Annotated in this window: 10 protein-coding genes; 5 read left to right on the top strand and 5 right to left on the bottom strand. The window is 70.6% G+C overall.

Translation table 11 applies throughout. From position 1 onward, the window contains the following. Positions 1–4 precede the first annotated feature (4 nt). The 3 genes from OWM54_RS34160 to aqpZ all read left to right on the top strand — a co-directional run bounded on the left by OWM54_RS34160 (position 5) and on the right by aqpZ (position 2,426). Positions 5–820, top strand: coding sequence for a uracil phosphoribosyltransferase (locus OWM54_RS34160; RefSeq protein ID WP_267700168.1), 816 nt, complete (start codon positions 5–7; stop codon positions 818–820). 13 nt (positions 821–833) lie between these two features. Further along, the gene (gene hpt, locus OWM54_RS34165; RefSeq protein ID WP_223745560.1) at positions 834–1,367 is read left to right on the top strand and encodes a hypoxanthine phosphoribosyltransferase; all 534 of its coding nucleotides are present in this window, start codon (positions 834–836) and stop codon (positions 1,365–1,367) included. A gap of 225 nt (positions 1,368–1,592) precedes the next feature. Then, on the top strand, positions 1,593–2,426 hold the full coding sequence (aqpZ, locus tag OWM54_RS34170) for an aquaporin Z (protein WP_420715360.1): 834 nt from the start codon (positions 1,593–1,595) through the stop codon (positions 2,424–2,426). A 111-nt stretch (positions 2,427–2,537) separates the two neighbouring features. On the opposite strand, the gene OWM54_RS34175 is transcribed toward aqpZ, so the two are convergent. From OWM54_RS34175 to OWM54_RS34195, 5 genes are all read right to left on the bottom strand, one after another. Further along, complete coding sequence (locus OWM54_RS34175) at positions 2,538–3,215, bottom strand: site-2 protease family protein (protein WP_267700169.1); 678 nt, start codon at positions 3,213–3,215, stop codon at positions 2,538–2,540. A 300-nt stretch (positions 3,216–3,515) separates the two neighbouring features. Next, the gene (locus tag OWM54_RS34180; RefSeq protein ID WP_223745563.1) at positions 3,516–3,710 is read right to left on the bottom strand and encodes a hypothetical protein; all 195 of its coding nucleotides are present in this window, start codon (positions 3,708–3,710) and stop codon (positions 3,516–3,518) included. A gap of 392 nt (positions 3,711–4,102) precedes the next feature. Next, positions 4,103–5,113, bottom strand: a complete 1,011-nt coding sequence (locus OWM54_RS34185; protein WP_223745564.1) for a ribonucleotide-diphosphate reductase subunit beta — start codon at positions 5,111–5,113, stop codon at positions 4,103–4,105. Positions 5,114–5,315: 202 nt separating this feature from the next. Next, positions 5,316–7,823, bottom strand: a complete 2,508-nt coding sequence (locus OWM54_RS34190; protein ID WP_267700171.1) for a ribonucleoside-diphosphate reductase subunit alpha — start codon at positions 7,821–7,823, stop codon at positions 5,316–5,318. A 453-nt stretch (positions 7,824–8,276) separates the two neighbouring features. Continuing rightward, a complete protein-coding gene (locus OWM54_RS34195) occupies positions 8,277–9,095 on the bottom strand; it encodes an IF-2 protein (RefSeq protein ID WP_223745566.1) in 819 nt (272 codons plus the stop codon). A 104-nt stretch (positions 9,096–9,199) separates the two neighbouring features. On the opposite strand from OWM54_RS34195, the gene OWM54_RS34200 reads away from it, so the two are divergent. After that, the gene (locus OWM54_RS34200) at positions 9,200–15,637 is read left to right on the top strand and encodes a methyltransferase domain-containing protein (RefSeq protein ID WP_267700173.1); all 6,438 of its coding nucleotides are present in this window, start codon (positions 9,200–9,202) and stop codon (positions 15,635–15,637) included. A 24-nt stretch (positions 15,638–15,661) separates the two neighbouring features. Then, entirely contained in the window at positions 15,662–16,513 is an 852-nt protein-coding gene (dapF, locus tag OWM54_RS34205) for a diaminopimelate epimerase (RefSeq protein WP_223745568.1), read from the top strand. The last annotated feature ends 28 nt before the right edge of the window (positions 16,514–16,541 follow it).

Raw genomic sequence — 16,541 nt, forward strand, 5'->3', positions numbered from 1 at the left:
CCGGATGCGCGACACCCTGTACGCGAACGTGCCCTTCAAGCTGAACGAGATGACCCACCACTATGGACCCAACGTCCACCTGGTGGGCAATCCGTTCCTGCTCTCCCAGCTGGCCACCCTGTGCGCCAAGGGCGTCATCCAGCCGCAGATCAACCGGCTGGTGGAGACGCTCTACATCGACCTGGTGAAGACGGTGGTGAACGCGGAGTTCCCCCGGAAGATGGTGAGCCTGCCCACCCGGATGATCGACTCCACGCCGCAGGGGCTCTACCAGGGCGAGGTCATTGACCCCCAAGTGCGGGTGGTGACGGTGAACATCGCGCGGGCGGGCACGCTGCCGTCGCAGGTGACGTACGACCTGCTCAACGCGACGGTGGACCCGTCGGTGGTGCGCCAGGACCACATCATCATGAGCCGGATGATCGACGCGGCCGAGGCGGTGGTGGGCTCGCAGATCGGCGGCGCGAAGATTGGCGGGGACGTGGATGACGCGTTCGTGCTCTTCCCGGACCCGATGGGTGCCACGGGCGGCAGCCTGTCCACGGCCATCACGCTTTACAAAGACAAGGTGCCCGGCACCCCCCGGCGCATCATCACCCTGAACCTCATCGTCACGCCGGAGTACCTGCGGCGCATGACGACGGACCACCCGGACGTCATCATCTACGCGCTCCGGCTGGACCGGGGGCTGTCCCCGCCGGAGGTGTTCGGCACGGCGCCGGGCGCGCTCTGGGATAAGGAGCGGGGCCTGGATGACAGGCAGTACATCGTCCCCGGAGGCGGCGGCTTCGGGGAGATCATGAACAACGCCTACGTGTAGCGCGGAGGAGACCTTGGCGTTCTACGAGCAGGAAGTCGGCGTCCTGATTCCCGAGGACAAGCTGCAGGCGCGCGTGAAGGAGCTGGGTGCCGAAATCACCCGGGACTACGCGGGCAAGGAGCTCACCCTCGTCTGTGTGTTGAAGGGCTCCACGTTCTTCGCCATGGACCTGGCGCGCGCGGTGGATCTCCCGCTCACGCTGGAGTTCCTGGGCGTGTCCAGCTACCAGGGCGGAACGGAGACGACGGGCGAGGTGCGCATCACCACCGACGTCAGCAAGCCGATGGCGGGCAAGCACCTGCTCATCATCGAGGACATCATCGACACGGGGCTCACCATGAGCTTCCTGTTGGAGAACCTCCGCGCGCGGCACCCGGCGTCGCTGAAGCTGTGCTCGCTGCTGGAGAAGCCGTCGCGGGCGCGCACGAAGATCGACATCGACTACAAGGGCTTCGTCATCGACGACCTCTTCGTCGTCGGCTATGGCCTGGACTTCGCGGAGAAGCTGCGCAACGTGCCGTTCATCGGCGTGATGAAGGGCAAGTAGGCCCAGGCGGGACCCGGTCGTGTGGGAGGAGGCCCGTCCTCCCGCCGGCTCGAGGGTGGCGGCGCCTCGGGCGCTCCGCGTGACAACTGGTCTCCGAGCATGGAGCGGGGTGGCGCTTTGTCACCGGAGCGTGCGTGCACAGCGTCCCGGTTGGGACTGCTGGCGCCGCGAGGCGCCGGGCGCGAGTGTCCGTGTCCGGCAGGAGCGCGGCGAGAGAGGATTCGCATGCGTTCGCCGACGGACAGAAGGACCCCGGCTGCGGTGTCAGCCGGGGTGAATGACGGGATGCGGAAATACCTGGCCGAGTTCATCGGGACGTTCGTCCTGGTGCTCGGCGGCGTGGGAGCGGCCGTGCTGGCGGGGGACCGCATTGGTTTCCTGGGCGTGTCGTTCGCCTTCGGGCTGTCCTTGCTGGCCATGGTGTATGCGATTGGCCCCATCTCCGGCTGCCACGTGAATCCGGCGGTGACGGTGGGGCTGACGCTGGCGGGCAAGTTCGAGACCAAGCACATCCTGGGCTACGTGGTGGCGCAGTGTCTGGGCGCGGTGCTGGCGGCGGGCGTGGTGCTGCTCATCGCCAAGGGCGTGCCTGGGGGCTACCAGGCGTCGGTGGCGGGGCTGGGCTCCAACGGGTACGGCATCGCGTCTCCGGAAGGGTATGGCGCGGGGGCGGCGTTCCTGGCGGAGGTGGCGCTGACGTTCCTGCTGGTGCTGACGGTGCTGGGCGCGACGGACGCACGGGCGCCGGTGGGCTTCGCGGGGCTGGCGATTGGCCTGGTGCTCACGCTCATCCACCTGGTGGGAATCCCCGTGACGAACACCTCCGTGAACCCCGCGCGCAGCCTGGGGCCCGCGGTGTTCGCGGGCGGGCAGGCGCTCAGCCAGCTGTGGATGTTCATCATCGCGCCGCTGCTGGGTGGTGGCCTGGCGGCGGCGGTGTACCGCTCCGTGTTCGCGCCGGCCGCGGAGATCTCGGCGCGCACGGCGGAGCGCTCGCTGGACGCCGAGCGGGCGGAGCGCATCGCGCAGGACCGGAGCCGCACGCGCTCGCCGGTGTGAGCCCGGAGTCGCGGTGCGCGTCAGCGAGTCGCTGAGTCAAGGGCCCGTCGCCGGGAGGTTCACGGTGGCGGGCCTTGCTCGTGGGGGGAGGGGCTCGCGCTCCAGGCGCCCTCAGCGGAGGAGCGCGGCGCCCAGCAGGTAGACGACGTAGCAGGCCCAGGGCAGCGCGAAGGCCATCATCAGCAGGTTGAGGCTCGCGGCCCAGACGGGCACGCGCTCGCGCTGGTTGCGCCACGGGAGCATGACGAGCGAGCCGCCCGCGAGCACGGGCAGCGGCAGCAGGTTGGCGGCGGCCACCTTGGCGCTGAGCAGACCCCAGGCGCGCAGGAGCTCTCCGTCGCGCAGCACGGCGACGAAGCGCTCGATTCGCTCCGGGAGGAGCGAGACCTGGAAGGGCAGGGCGAAGCCGGTGACGAAGTGGCGCAGGCCCTCACCAGGGCCCAGGCAGGCCATGGCGACTCCGACGAGCACGGCCCACGGCAGCACGATGGTGGCCGCGTGCCGCGCGACGGGCAGCTGGCGCAGGCGGTTGTCGGCCGGCGCCTTCGAGGACGCCGCGTCCTGCGTCGGGTCCTCGAAGCTCACCGCGCTGCCGAAGGGGACGAGGGGCCGCAGCGCCCACTGGATGCCACCGAGTGACAGGGTGAAGAGCCGCGGGCCGACGCCCAGCTTCACCAGCGTGGGCCGGACGCCGAATGAGCTGGCCACGGCCGCCTGACTCAGCGCCCACAGCGCGTTGACGGTGAAGAAGAGCATCCAGAGCCAGAAGAGCAGGGCGGCGCGGTCCATGGTGTGCCCCCTGTCTATCACGTGACCCCCGGGGGATTCACCGCGGGCGCGCTCCGCCGATGGACACCCGCCCGTGCTTCGTCGACGTGCCGCCGATGTCTCGGATTGCGTCCGGAGGTGATGCGTGGCGGCCATGCTGGTGCAGGGGCTGGCGCGCGCTCGGGGTCTCCTCAGGGGCGGCAGCAGGCGCTTGCTGAGGTAGGCATGGAGGTCGGAGTCGAATGACTCGGTGATGACGCCCTGTCCCGGCAGCTCGATGCGAGTCTGGTTGTCCCAGGCGTCGTGGTCATAAGTATAGGACTACCAGGTGTCGCCGCTCGTCCAGCGCGCGTGGGTCTTCAAGTCCCACGGGGGCGCGTCATGGGTCATCCGCTCCCAGCTTTGGGCGATGGCCAAGCGCGGCTCGAGGCCCTGTGTGCCTGGAGGCACCGTCAGCTCGATGGAGCAGGCGGCGCAGCCGCCGGGGTCGATGAGCTTTCCAGTGCTGACGGCCATGGTCACCTCTTCGCGGAGCAGGGCTTCGCCGACGACAGCGACGTGTCGGGACACGGTGTCGTGCGCCATCCGCTGGATAGTGATGGATGTCTTCTGTTTGAGCTGTCTCTTGTGGGGGGATTGAGGGTTCAGCGCAAGTCGAGCCGAAGTGGCCTTTCGGGACCGCCGTACGTGATGGGGGTCTTCTGTCTCTCGACCACGTCGTGCCCGCGGGGGCGTGGCATCGCGATGTCAAAGGCAATCGCCCGGGTGGGGGCTGTTTCGACGTGCCTGGAGGTCTCAGGTCGTTTCGGGATGCGAGGCGCCAGGAGGTGCGCCGTCAGCCTCTACCGAGACGACTTCCCACGAAGAGCGACGGGCCCGGTCGTGCTCGGGCCCGTCGTCGAGACGACTCAGAACGTCGCGTCGAGCACGACGTCGCCCGCGGCGCCCACGCCCACGGCGACCTGATAGGCGGACACGCGGCGCTCGAAGAAGTTGGTGAGCTCCTGCACGTCCTGCAGGTCCATGAAGGACAGCGGGTTCTTCGTCTTGAACACCGGGGAGAGGCCCAGCATCTGCAGCCGCTGGTCCGCCGTGTACTCGAGGTAGCCCCGCATCTCCTGCACGGACAGGCCCGCGACGCCGCCGCTCAGCAGGTCCTGCGCGAACTGCGTCTCGCACTCCACCGCCTCGCGAATCATCGCCTCCACGTCGCGCTCCATCTTCGCGTCGAAGAGGTCCGGCTCCTCCTTGCGGGCCACCTGGATGCACTCGAAGGCGAACGCCATGTGCGCGCTCTCGTCGCGGAACACCCAGTTCGTCCCCGCCGCGAGCCCGTTGAGCAGGCCCTTGCTGCGCAGGAAGTACACGTACGCGAAGGCCGCGAAGAAGAAGAGCCCCTCGATGCAGCCCGCGAAGCAGATGAGGTTCAAGAGGAACCGCCGCCGGTCCTCCTTCGTCTTCAGCGCGTCCACGTCGTGGATGCTGTCCATCCACTTCATGCAGAACTGCGCCTTGCGCTGGATGGAGGGGATGTTGTCGATGGCCGCGAACGCCTTGGCGCGCTCACCCGGGTCCGGCACGTACGTGTCCAGGAGCGTCAGGTAGAACTGGACGTGCAGCGCCTCCTCGTAGAGCTGACGCGACAGGTACATCCGCGCCTCGGGCGCGTTGAGGTGCTTGTACAGGTTCAGCACCAGGTTGTTGCCGACGATGCTGTCGCCCGTCGCGAAGAAGGCCACCAGCCGGTGGATGAGGTGTCGCTCCGCGTCCGTCATCTTCGAGCGGAGGTCCACCAGGTCCGTGGAGAAATCCACCTCCTCCACGGTCCAGGTGTTCTTGATGGCATTCCGGTACATCTCGAAGAAAACCGGATACGCCATGGGACGCAGCGTCAGGTTCAGGCCGGGTTCGAGCAGCATGGGCGCGATCCATACCATGCAGGCTGCTGCGTGGATCCTCCGCGACCACCGATTCCCGCGGCGGTCGCACGCCTGACAACTCTTGCTTACGTGCGCCTTCATGCGGGTTCCGCACCGTGCGTGACACACCCGCACAAAACAAAACGAGCACGCGTGAGAACGCGTGCTCGCCAGGACGAAAAGTCTGTGAATCAGGACCTCTTTACTGGCACGCCTCGCAGGCCTCGGGATTCTCCAGCGAGCACGCCACGGCCTCCGCGTCCGTCACCTTGGCGGCCTTGGCCTCGGGGGCGGGCGTGACGGGCGCCGTCGCGGTGGCGCCGTTGCCGGCGATGGTCGCCTTGGCGATGCGCGTGGCCGGACGCGAGCGCAGGTAGTACGTCGTCTTCAGCCCCTTCTGCCACGCGTAGAAGTACATCGAGGAGAGCTTGCCGATGTTCGGCGTCTCCACGAAGAGGTTGAGCGACTGGCTCTGGTCGATGAAGGCGCCGCGGTCGGCCGCCATGTCGATGAGCGAGCGCATGGGCAGCTCCCACGCCGTGCGGTAGACGGCGCGCAGGTTCTCCGGCAGCTCCGTCAGGTCCTGCACGCTGCCCTCGGCCAGCTTGATGCGGTTGCGCACCGACTCGTTCCACAGCCCCAGCGCCTGGAGGTCGCGCACCAGGTAGCGGTTCACCTGCAGGAAGTCACCGGAGAGCGTCTCGCGCTTGAACAGGTTGGACACCTGCGGCTCGATGCACTCGTAGCAGCCCGCGATGGACGCAATCGTCGCCGTGGGCGCAATGGCAATCATCAGCGAGTTGCGCAGGCCGTGCTTCAGGACGCGCGCCCGCAGGGCCTCCCACCGCGCCGGGTCCTCCGGCGTCACGCCCCAGCTCTCGAACTGGAACTCCCCCTTCGCCGCCCGCGTCTCCGGGAAGGACGGGTGCGCGCCGAACTGCTCGGCCAGCTCGCACGAGGTGGTCAGCGCCGCGAAGTAGATCTCCTCGGAGATCTTCCTCGACAGGGCCCGCGCCTCGGGGGCGTCGAACGGCAGCTTCAGCTGGAAGAAGACGTCCTGCAGGCCCATCAGCCCCAGGCCCACCGGGCGCCAGCGGCGGTTGGAGTCCGCCGCCGTGGGGATGGGGTAGTAGTTCAGGTCGATGACCCGGTCCAACTGCTTGAGCGCGAGCTGGGCGTTGGCGCGCAGCCGCTCGAAGTCGAACTTCCCGTCCACCACCATGCGGCCCAGGTTCAGCGAGCCCAGGTTGCACACCGCCGTCTCACCCTGGCTCGTCACCTCCAGGATTTCGGTGCACAGGTTGGACAGGTGGATGACGTTCTCCGGACGGCCCGTCTGGTTGCTCTTGCGGTTGCAGATGTCCTTGAAGGTCATCCAGCCGTTGCCCGTCTGGGCGAGCGTCTTCATCATCCGCGCGTACAGGTCCCGCGCCTTCACCTTGCGCATCGCCAGGCCCGCGCCTTCCGCCTCCACGTAGGCCTTCTCGAACTCCGCGCCGTACAGGTCCGTCAGGTGCGGGACCACCTTCGGGTCGAAGAGGCTCCACTCACCCTCCGTCTCCACCCGCTTCATGAACAGGTCCGGCACCCAGTTGGACAGGTTCAGGTTGTGGGTGCGGCGGGCGTCGTCGCCGGTGTTGTCGCGCAGCTCGAGGAAGTCCTCGATGTCCGCGTGCCACGTCTCCAGGTACACGCAGCACGCGCCCTTGCGCTTGCCGCCCTGGTTCACCGCGGCCACGGACGCGTCCAGCGTCTTGAGCCAGGGGACGATGCCGTTGGAGTGGCCGTTGGTGGAGCGGATGAGCGAGCCGCGCGCGCGCACGCGGTGGTAGCCCACGCCGATGCCGCCGGAGAACTTGGACAGCATCGCGATGTCCGAGTACTTCCGGTAGATGGCGTCCAGGTCGTCCGCCGGCGAGTCCAACAGGAAGCAGCTGGAGAGCTGCTCGTGGCGCGTGCCGGAGTTGAACAGGGTGGGGGAGCTGGGCAGGTACTCCAGCGAGCTGAACAGCCGGTACAGCTCGATGGCCTCGCGCGCGTTGTCGCCGCTGAGCGCGCACGCCACGCGCAGGAAGAACTCCTGCGGCGTCTCCAGCACCTCGCGCGTCTGCGGGTTCTTCAGGAGGTAGCGGTCGTAGACGGTGCGCAGGCCGAAGTACTCGAACAGGTCATTGCGCGACGGGTCGATGGCCGCGTTGAGCTTGCGCGCGTTGGCCTGGACGAACTGCAGCAGGCGGTCCGCGATGAGGCCGTGCTTGTGGCCCGCCGCCACCGACTGGCTGAAGGAGTGGATGTCCTGGTTGCTGACCTCCTTCTGGATGAAGGTGGCGAGCAGCCGCGCGGACAGGCGCGCGTACTCGGGCTCCTCGACGATGAGCGCGGCGGCGGTCTGGATGGACAGGCTGTCCAGCTCGCGCGTGGTGGCGCCGTCATAGAGGCCGGAGATGGTCTTCGTGGCCACGCGCATCACGTCCACGCGCGACAGCCCCACGCAGCTCTTGCCCACCGCGCGGACAATCTTGTTCAGGTCCACCGGCTCGGCGGTGCCGTTGCGCTTGCGCACGCGCATGGTGGTGGGGGCGAACTCGCTCTGCGTGGGCTCGGGGGCCGCGACGGGTGCCGCACTCGCGCTCGGTCCGGATTGGCCGGGGGTGGCGGGAGGGACAGGCATGGGCGCGGAGGCGGGCTTCACGGGCGTCTCGAAGTTCACGAGCGGCTCACTCCAAAATGGCGATGGCGTGGCCACAGGGACAAGCGGAGAGCTTGCCCTGGGAGGGGTTTCCCGGGCCACGAAAACAACTGCACGGATGTGTAGGGAACAAGGCCCGCTCTACCGCAGCGGACCTACGGTCTCAAGGCGACCGGAGGGCACAGGCGACATACGGGGTAGATTGCTGTGTGTAAAGAAACCACAACCCCTCCCTGAGCCCTTTGGGACGCCACCGGAATGGTGGGGCGTCGTCGACCGGGCACAAGGTATGGGGGGCACCTGTTGGTGTCAACGCGAGATCTAGTGCTTGGGTAGGTCCGTCCCTTGCAATCTATGATCGATCTCCAACGGTCTCCGTCACGTTCTCCTCACAACACTGAGTCCCAGGTCCGGAGACGCTCCGTACGAAGCGCCCCGAATCGGACCTGGGAGGACGGATGTTGCGCGCCCCTCTCAGGGAGTCGTCCCCGAGTCCACGCCCGAATCGACCGGCGGCGTGGGCGAGGCCCCCTCGGGAGCCCCCTCCGGCGAGGTCGGTGTGGGTGCGGGTGGGGGTGACTGGACGGGCTGGGCGGGAGGCGCCGCCTGGGGGACCTCCTGGGGCCCGCTGAGGGTGTGGACGGCGCGGCGGAGGGCCTCCTCGAGCTCCCGGGCGGGCGGGGTGACGACGGTGAGCATCTGGTGGGCGCTGCGCGCGTGGCGCGTCTGGCTCTCGGCGGCGAGCTTGAGCTGGACCAGGGCGTCGCTGACCAGCTTGCGCGCGTCCTCGAGCTTCTGGCGGGCCTGGAAGAAGGCCACCTCGGTCATGAGCTTCTGGAGGGTGAGGCGCTGCTCCTCGGTGACGCCGGAGAGCTTCTCGGCCCGGCGCAGGTAGTACAGGCCCTGCTCCACCTTGGCGGGCTCCTCGGAGTTGATGCGCGGGCGGGCCAGGGACTCCAGGAGGGGGAAGAGGGCCCGGTCCAGCTCGTCGCGCTCGGTGTACTTGTTCATCGTCAGCGCCATCACGTCCTGTCCTTCCAGGGGGATGGGGGCGTAGGCGTCCGCGAGCCGGGGGTCGCCGGGGCGGTAGGGGACGGCGCCCATGGGGGCCATGCGGCCCTTCATCACGACGAGCTGCCCGTCCACGGGGGCCAGGGTGAAGGTGCGCGCGTTGAGCTGGGACAGGAGGAAGACGACCACGCCTCCGAGTCCAATAATCAGGAAAAACACGAGCAACCGCGTGAAGGTCCGCCGTGCGCGATAGCCAAAGCCCTGCTGTGCCGCTCCGTTCATGTCGCCTGCTCTCCTGACGTCCGGGCGCCGGGGCCACCGTGTGGCCTGGCGCTTTCCTTGGGGCGCGGAGGCCCACGGCTATACTCCTACCCCCGAACACACCCATGCATCACACATTCCGTCGCATGGGGCCCAGTGAACTGCTGCCCCGCTACATCTTCGCCGAGAGCCTCTTCGCGCGCCGCCGGGTGCTGGAGGTCGACGCGGTGGCCTCCACCGGAGGCGAGAGCGCGCGTTTCCTGCTGGAGCGTGGCGCGCGCGCGGTGGTGGCGTGCGACGCGGACGTGAAGGCGGTGTCGGCGGCGCAGAAGGCGCACGGTGGGCCCACGCTGCGCTACCGCGCCAACATCTACGACGACTTCGAGCCGGGCAGCTTCGACGTGGTGATGGTGGCGGACCTGGCCCCGTACGTCCGGGCCCCGGAGCTGCTCGCGGAGCTGGCGCGGCTGGTGGCGAAGCAGGGCTTCCTGGTGGGCGGCCTGCGCAACATCGCGGGCCTGGCGCTGCCGCAGCTGCTGGAGGCCGAGGAGGGCCCGCCGCCGCCGACGTACGGGCTGCTCCTGGATGCGCTCAACGTGCACTTCCCCCAGGTGGAGGTGGCCACGCAGTCGCCGGTGCTGGGGTACCAGCTCGCGTTCGAGAAGGGGGATGGGCTGCAGGTGGATGGCTCGCTGGTGCAGACCAGCGATGCGGCGTACTTCGTGGTGGTGGCGGGGCTGGAGCCGGCGCGGGTGGTGGACCCCACGTGGGTGCAGCTGCCGCCGGAGCCTTTGGCCTTCACGCGGGGCAAGCTGGATGAGGTGGTCGCCCGCGCGAAGTCCTGGGAGGAGCGCAGCGGGCGTTTGAAGGAGTCGCTGACGCGGCTTCGCACCGAGCTGACGGCGCGCGAGGACGAGGTCGCCTCGCTCAAGCCGGTGTTGGAGGAGGCGCGCGAGGAGGTGGCCCGGCTCACCGCGCAGCTGGAGCAGGCGCGGGGCACACCGGAGTCGCAGCGCGAGCGCGATGACCTGGCCGGGAAGCTGCGTCGGCGGGAGCTGGAGCTCCAGGTCGCGCACGAGCGGCTGGGGGACGCGGACCGTCGGCTGACGGCGCAGCGGTTGGAGGTGGAGGCGGCGCAGCGGGCGCAGGCGGAGGCCGGTGTCCAGCTGCTCGCGGGGCAGGAGACGCTCCGGCTGGAGCGCGCGCGCCGTGAGGAGCAGGCCGCGTCCCTGGAGGAGGCTCGGGAGCGGCTGACGGCGGCGTACACGCAGGTGCGTGAGCTGCAGGATGAGCTGACCACGCTGCGCATCGACCGGGAGAAGGACCGGTTGGTGGCGGAGCGCGCCGGGGAGCAGGTGGAAGACCGGCGTCGCGCCGCGGAGGCCGCGCGGGAGCGGGAGCTGCGCATCGCCGAGCAGTACTCGGCGGCCCTGGCGGCGGTGGAGCACCTGAAGATTGGGACGGCTCGGGCCGAGGAGGCCGCGCGCGAGGCGGCGGCGGCCCTGTCCTTGAAGGAAGCGGAGCTGGCGCGCGCGACGCGGGAGCTGACGGAGGCGTCGCTGCGGGCGGCGTCGGCCGAGGGCTCGCGGCGGGACGCGGAGGCCCGGCTGGAGGCGCTCCAGGCCGAGGGGCGCGGGCAGGAGACGGAGCTCGTCGCCGCGCAGGCGCGCGAGGCTCGGCTGACGCGCGAGCTGGCGGAGCTCACCGAGCGCGAGGCCCTGGCCCGGGCGACGTCCCAGAAGCTGGAGGAGTCGCTTCACGAGGCCCGCGTGCGCATCTCCGGATTGGAGGAGGAGCGCGCCCGGGTCGAGGCGGGGCTTGCCGGGACGTTGGAGGCGGAGCGTGCCCAGCTCCAGGCGCGGCTGTCGGCGCTGGAGGGGGAGCTCCAGGTCGAGCGGGGCAGGGTGGAGGTGCTGGGGGAGGAGGCTCGCACCGAGGCCGCCATCCGCGCGGAGACCGAGGCTCGCAAGCGGGAGCTGGAGGACGAGCGTCAGGCGCTGGTGCGGCGAGTGGTGGAGCTGGAGGCGGAGGTCTCCTCGCTCAGTCGTTCCCGTCGTGAGGAGTCGGCGCGGGCGGAGGAGCTGGAGGCGACGCTGCAGGCCGCGCAGGCGGACCTGGAGACGGCGCGGGAGGAGCGGGACTCCACGGCGGCGCTGGCCGCGCGGGTGGGCGGCGAGCTGGACCAGGAGCGCGAGGCTCGCGCCGCGGTCGAGGACGCGCTGCGGGTGTCTCGCGGCAAGCTGGAGAGCGCGACGCAGCGGCTCGTGGAGGCCGAGGCCACGCTGGCGCGGACCCGTGAGGCGCTGGACGCGGAGGTGGAGCGGCGGGCGACGCTGGAGGCTTCGCTGGCGGAGGTCCAGGCGACGCTCGAGGCCGAGCGGGAGGGACGGTTGAAGTCGGGCTCCGCGTTGGGGGTGCTGCGCGCGGAGCTGGAGACGGAGAAGGCGCGCCGGGAGTCTTCGGAAGCGGCGCTCGCGGAGGCCGAGGCGGGGCTGAGCGAGGCGCGACAGGCGCTCGCGCAGAGCCGCGAGGCGTTGGACGCGGAGGCGGAGCGGCGCGCGCGGTGGGAGGCGGCGCTCGGGGATGTGCAGGTCCAGCTCCAGGAGGAGCTCCAGCGGAGGACCCGGGCCGAGGAGTCCCTGGCGGAGGCCCAGGGGCGACTCCAGGGCGAGGGCCAGCAGCGCACCCACGTCGAGGGCACGCTGGCGGAGGCCCAGGCTCGACTCCAGGAGGAGTCCGAGCGGCGCGGGCAGGTCGAGGCGATGCTCGCGGAGCTTCGCGTCGAGCTGTCGCGCGAGAGCGACGCGAAGGCGCGGGTCGAGGCGAGTCTCCTGGAGGAGCGGTCTCGGGTCGAGGCGGCGGAGACGCGTCTGCGCCTGGAGGGCGAGGACAAGGCCCGGGTCGCGGAGTTGCTCGCCGAGGCTCGGGACCGCGCTCAGAAGGAGGCGGAGGACCGGGCCCGTGTCGAGGCTTCGCTCGTCGAGGCGGAGGCTCGTGCTTCTGAGGTCGAGGCGGAGCTCGCCGAGACGATGGCACGCGTCCAGCGGGAGGCGGATGCGAAGGCTCGCATCGAAGCGTCGCTCGCGGAGGCGGAGGAGCGCGCTCGGAAGGGTGGCGAGGACAAGGCCCGGGTCGAGGAGTCGCTCGCCGACGTGGCCGCGCGGGTTCGACGCGAGGCCGAGGACCGGGCTCGTATCGAGGTGGCGCTCGCCGAGGCGGAAGCTCGGGCTCTGAAGGAGGCCGAGGAGCGGGCTCGTGTCGAGGTTGCGCTCTCCGAGGTCGAGGCCCGTGCCCTGAATGAGGCCGAGGCGCGGGCCCGTGTCGAGATTGCGCTCTCCGAGGTCGAGGCTCGGGCTCTGAAGGAGGCGGAGGAGCGGGCCCGTGTCGAGGCTGCGCTCTCCGAGGTCGAGGCCCGCGCGCTGAATGAGGTCGAGGCGCGGGCCCGTGTCGAGGCGGCGCTCTCTGAGGTCGAGGCCCGTGCTCTGAAGTCGGCTGAGGACCGGGCTCGCGTCGAGGCGGCGCTCTCCGAGGTCGAGGCCCGCGCTCAGCGGGCGGCCGAAGAGCGGGCGCAGGCCGGGGCTGCGCTCGCCGAGGCGGAAGCTCGTGCTCAGAAGGAGGCAGAAGACAGAGCCCGCGTCGAAGCCACGCTCGCCGAAGTCGAGGCTCGTGCTCGAAAGGAGTCCGACGAGAAGGCTCGTGCCGAGGCGGAGCTCGAGGCGGCGCTGGCCCGCATCGCCGAAATCGAGGCGCTGAAGGCCCGCGCGGACGAGGCGCTGTCCGCGGCGCGGCTCCAACTCGAGTCGGAAGTCGAGCAGCGCACCCGGGAGTCTGCGTCGCTGGTGCAGGCTCGCGAGGCGTTGGAACAAAGTGAACTCCAGTCCCAGGCCTCATTGGCGGAGGCTCGCCGGTTGCTCACGGCGGAGCGAGAGGCTCGCGAGGCGCTGGTCTCCGAGCTGTCCTCGGAGCGAGAGGCGCTGGCCGCCGCCCGCGCGGAGCTGGAGACCGAACGTCAGGAGCGCAGTGCCGGTGAGGCCGGGCTCGCGCGCGTCCACGAACGACTCGATGCCGAGCAGCGCGCTCGCGCCGAAGTGGATGCGACGTTGGCTCGCACCCGGGACTCGCTGTCCGCCGAGGAGACGGCTCGCGCCGAGCTGGAGGCCTCGTTGGCCCAGGTCCGTGCGGCCCTCGCGACCGAGCAGGAAGGTGGACAGGCGACTCGCGCGGAGCTGACTCGTGAGCGTGAGGCCCTGGCGCAAGTCCGCGCGGAGCTGGCGGAGCTCACGAGCCGTGAGCAGTCGCTGCGCGAGTCGGTGGAGCGCCTGGAGACGGATCGCGCCCAGGTCGAAGCCTCGACCCTGGCGCAGCGCGAGGCCCTGGAGGCCCGGCTGTCCTCGCTCGAGACGTCCCTGGGCGAGTCCGAGGCCGCGAAGCGCGCCGTGGATGCCCAGCTCTCCGAGCGGGATTGGACGCTGCAAGAGCTGCAGACCCAGATGGCGCGTCTGCGGGAGCAGGTGCGCGAAGGCGAGGCCCAGGCCTCGAAGCTCGCCGAGGCCGCCACCGCGCGCGAGGCGGAGCTGGAGAAGACCGAGAACACCCTGGAGGCCACCCGTCAGGAGGTGCTGGACCTTCGCGGTGAGCTGACCCATCTGATGGCCGCGCGCCAGGAGGTGATGCGCCTGGGGATGGAGCTCCAGCGCGCCATGGCCGCGCTGCATGAGCGTGGGGCGCATCTCGCGCGTCTCGACGCGGAGTTGGTGGACGCGCGCGAGCGACTGGTGGCCCAGCGCGAGAACGCCGAGCTGCTCATGGTGCAGCTCGAGACGGCACGGCGCTTCGCGGGCAAGGCCACCGCGATGGAGAGCACGCTTGAGAGCGAGCGCGCCTCGCTGGAGGCGACCCGCGCCGAGCTGGCGAGAGTCACCGAAACGGCTCGGACGGAGCAGGCGCGCGCCGCGACGCTGGAGACCCGCCTGCGCGAGACCACCGAGGCGCTGGAGCAGGCGCGCGCGGACTGGGATGCCCGGCTCGCCGACCTCACCGCGCACCTGGAGACGCACCAGACGGCGCGGGGCACCCTGGACGCGCGACTCGCGGACACCACCGCGCAGCTCGACACCGAGCGCGCGGAGCGCACCGCGCTGGATGCCCGGCTCTCCGAGACCACGACGCGGCTCGACGCCGAGCGAGCCGAGCGGAGCGCGCTGGATGCCCGGCTCTCCGAGACCACGACGCTGCTCGACGCCGAGCGAGCCGAGCGCACCGCGCTGGATGCGCGGCTCACCGAGACCACTTCGCGGCTCGATACCGAGCGGACGGAGCGGAACACCCTGGAGGCCCGACTCTTGGAGGTCGCGTCCCAGCTCGACACGGAGCGCGCGGAGCGCACCGCGCTGGATGTCCGCATCACGCAGACCTCCGAGCAGCTCGAGGCCCATCGCGCGGAGCTGGCCGAGCTGACCTCCCGCCTCACGCAGTCCGCGGCGCTGCTCGAGGCCGCACGGACGGGGAGCGCCGAGCTGGAGTCCCGCCTCCGTGACAGCACGTCGCAGCTCGACACCGAGCGCGCGGGCCGCGTCGTATTGGAGTCGCGGCTCGCCGAGCTGGAGTCCAGCACCGCCAGCCTGCGCGAGGAGCGCGATGCCCGGCTCGCGGAGAAGGCCGCCCTCGAGGCCCGCCTGACCGAGGCCACCACCGGCTTCGAGTCCCGCCGCGCCGAGCTCGAAGCACGTCTCTCCGAGCTGGAGTCCGCCGCCACCCAGAGCGCCGCCTCCCTCCAGTCCCTCCAGGAGCGCGCAGCCCGCGCCGAGGCCGAGCGCGAGCGCCTCCAGTCCGACCTGACCGTGGCCCGCGCCGCGCGCGTCCGCCTGGAAGGCCGCATCACCGCCATGGAGACCGCGTCCACCGACGCCGTCCGCATGCTCGACACCGAGCGCGCCGAGCGCACCCGCCTCTCCGAGTCCCTCGACGAGGCCCGCCGCCAGCTCCAGCAGAAGGACGGCTCCACGTCCGACCGTCTCGCCACCCTGCGCACGGAGCTGACGCGCCTCCAGGACCAGGCCCAGGCCCTCACCGCCGAGAAGCAGGAGCTCCTCAAGGACCGCTACGAGCGTGAGCGCCTGGAGTCGCTCGTGAAGGACCAGCAGGCGCGCCTGTCCTCCATCGAGGCCGAGCGCAACGAGCTGCTCGCCGCCACCGAGGCGCTCAAGGCCTCCTCCCAGCCCGAGGCCGTCCTGGAGATGGCCGCGGAGATGGAGCACCTCCAGTCCCTGGTGGACTCGCTCCAGACCCAGCTCGAGGCCCAGGAGACGGAGCTGGCCACCCTGCGCCGCCAGACGGCGCGGACCGGCGCCAACCCCGTCCAGGACATCTACGAGCGCGCCAACGCCGAGCTCAAGGCCGTCAAGAGCGAGCTGTCCCGGCGTACGGGCGTGGTGCACACGCCCCCGGGCGGCATCCCCGTCCGCACGCCCACCATCCCCCAGGTCAAGCCGCCACGCACCGCCGTGCCCGCGCTCGACATGCCCGACCCCTCGCCGCCGAAAAAGGCGGACGAGCGCGAGTGACGTTCCGCGACTAGGATTGCGCTCGTGGACGCACGCGAGCGCATCTTCAAGTACCAGGGTCTGGGCAATGACTTCGTCGTCCTGGACCGTCGCCGGTCCGGGGTGGACATCGACGCCGACACGTCACGCTGGATGTGCGACCGCCGCCTGGGCATCGGCGCGGACGGTGTGCTCTCGCTCCTGCCCTCCGAGCACGGCCTGGCTCGCATGGTCGTCCACAACGCTGACGGCAGCATCGCGGAGATGTGCGGCAACGGCCTGCGCTGCGCGGTGAAGTACCTGGTCGACCACTCCCCGGAGACGCCCGCGCGCATCGACGTGGAGACGGGCGCCGGAGTGCTCACCTGCATGCCCGGCTACGGAGACGGCGGGGTGGTCTCAGTGGACATTTCCATGGGGCCGGCACGGCTCGTCGCCCCGAACCTCCCGTCGGGCGCCACGGGGCGTCCGTTCCTGGACACGCCCCTGCCCGGACACCCCGAGCTGCGCGCGTCCGCGGTGAGCATGGGCAACCCGCACCTGGTCCTGCTCGACAGACCGCTGGAGGACGCGCCGAGGCTGGGGCCCGAGCTGGAGCGGCATCCCTCCTTCCAGGACCGCACCAACGTGGAGTTCGTCCGGGTGGAGCCGGATGGCCTCACCGTCGTGGTGTGGGAGCGGGGCTGTGGCCTCACCCAGGCGTGTGGCACCGGGGCGTGCGCGTCCGCGGTGGCGGCGGTGCTGGCCGGACGCCTGCCCCCCGAGACCTGGCTGCGAGTCACCCTGCCAGGAGGCGACCTGGGCATCCGCGTGCCCGCCGACCTGTCCGACATCCGCCTCCGGGGACCGGTCGCCTTCGTCTTCGAGGGCGTTGTCGGGCTTGCTGGGGGCCGGTAACCTCCGACCTCCCCCTTCGCACCCGGGT

The organism is Myxococcus sp. MISCRS1 (assembly GCF_026626605.1).
In the GTDB taxonomy this organism is placed as follows: domain Bacteria; phylum Myxococcota; class Myxococcia; order Myxococcales; family Myxococcaceae; genus Myxococcus; species Myxococcus fulvus.